1 protein-coding gene is annotated in these 2,017 nt (G+C 64.7%); it reads right to left on the minus strand.

Translation table 11 applies throughout. The annotated features are described in order from the left end of the window. A partial coding sequence (locus ACSFBC_RS28400; protein ID WP_435513674.1) for a YadA family autotransporter adhesin occupies positions 1–2,017 on the minus strand: 2,017 nt, incomplete at both ends.

Raw genomic sequence — 2,017 nt, forward strand, 5'->3', positions numbered from 1 at the left:
CACGGACCTCTGCCCGATGGCCACGCTGTCCGTGCCCGTTGCACTGGCGTCCGGCTGCGTCGAGTTCGCCTTGAAGTACTTGATGCCACCACCATTGCTGATGTTGTTCACCACCGAACCCACGTTGCTCAGCTCCGTGTTGGTCGCGTACAGCTGGCTGCCGTTGACTGCATCGGTGCTCGTTCCACTCAGGCGGCCTGCGGCCACGTTGGTGATGGTGCGTTCTGCGCCCACCGACCCCACGCTGACCGTGCTGGTCGGCGCGTTGCCGGCGAAGGTCACGGCCTTGTTATTGATCGTCGCACCCGCGGTCGCCACTGCGGTGTCCGTGACCGAGGCGTCGCCCAATGCCACGTCGCTCGCGTTCTTGGCCACGGCGTTCGGCCCGATCGCCACGCTGTCCAGGCCTTGCGCCTGGCTATCTGCCAGCGTCGAGTTCGCCTTGAAGTACTTGATGCCACCACCATTGCTGATGTTGTTCACCACCGAGCCCACGTTGCTCAGTTCGGTGTTGGTCGCATACAGCTGGCTGCCATTGACTGCATCGGTGCTGGTTCCACTCAAGCGGCCTGCGGCCACGTTGGTGATGGTCCGCTCTGCACCTGCTGCACCGACACTGACCGTGCTGGTTGGCGCGCTGCCAGCGAAGGTCACGGCCTTGCTGTTGATGGTCGCACCCGCAGTCGCCACTGCGGTGTCCGTGACCGAGCCGTTGCCCAGCGCCACGTCGCTCGCGTTCTTGGCCACCGCATTCGGGCCGATGGCCACGCTGTCCAGGCCTTGCGCCTGGCTGTCCGCCAGCGTCGAGTTCGCCTTGAAGTACTTGATGCCACCACCGTTGCTGATGTTGTTCACCACGGAGCCCACGTTGCTCAGCTCCGTGTTGGTCGCATACAGCTGGCTGCCGTTGACGGCGTCCGTGCTGGTACCACTCAGGCGGCCTGCGGCCACGTTGGTGATGGTGCGTTCCGCTCCCACCGACCCCACGCTGACCGTGCTGGTCGGTGCGTTGCCCGCGAAGGTCACTGCCTTGTTGTTGATGGTCGCACCGGTCGTAGCCACCGCGGTGTCCGTGACCGAGCCACTGCCCAGGGCCACATCACCCACATTCTTCGCCACTGCGTTAGGGCCGATGGCCACACTCTCCAGCGCCTGCGCCAGGCTGTCCGCACCGGTGGAATTGGCGCGGAAATACTTGATGCCGCCACCGTTGCTGATGTTGTTCACCACCGAACCCACGTTGCTCAGCTCCGTATTGGTCGCGTACAGCTGGCTGCCGTTGACGGCGTCCGTGCTGCTGGCGCTCAACTGGCCTGCAGCCACATTGGTGATAGTGCGCTCTGCGCCCACCGAGCCCACGCTGACCGTGCTGGTCGGTGCGTTGCCGGCGAAGGTCACCGCCTTGTTGTTGATGGTCGCGCCGGTCGTGGCCACTGCGGTGTCCGTGACCGAGCCGTTGCCCAGCGCCACGTCGCTCGCGTTCTTGGCCACCGCGTTCGGGCCGATGGCCACACTGTCCAGCCCCTGGGCCTGGCTGTCTGCCAGCGTCGAGTTCGCCTTGAAGTACTTGATGCCGCCACCATTGCTGATGTTGTTCACCACCGAGCCCACGTTACTCAGCTCCGTGTTGGTCGCGTACAGCTGGCTGCCGTTGACGGCGTCCGTGCTGGTACCACTCAGGCGGCCTGCGGCCACGTTGGTGATGGTGCGTTCCGCACCCACCAAACCCACGCTGACCGTGCTGGTCGGTGCGTTGCCGGCAAAGGTCACGGCCTTGTTGTTGATCGTGGCACCGGTCGTCGCCACTGCGGCGTCCGTGACCGAGCCATTGCCCAATGCCACATCGCTCGCGTTCTTGGCCACCGCGTTCGGCCCGATGGCCACGCTGTCCAGCCCTTGCGCCTGGCTGTCTGCCAGCGTCGAGTTCGCCTTGAAGTACTTGATGCCACCACCGTTGCTGATGTTGTTCACCACCGAGCCCACGTTGCTCAGTTCGGTGTTGGTCGCATACAGCTGG

The sequence above is a fragment of the Variovorax frigidus genome, assembly GCF_051216515.1.
In the GTDB taxonomy this organism is placed as follows: domain Bacteria; phylum Pseudomonadota; class Gammaproteobacteria; order Burkholderiales; family Burkholderiaceae_C; genus Variovorax.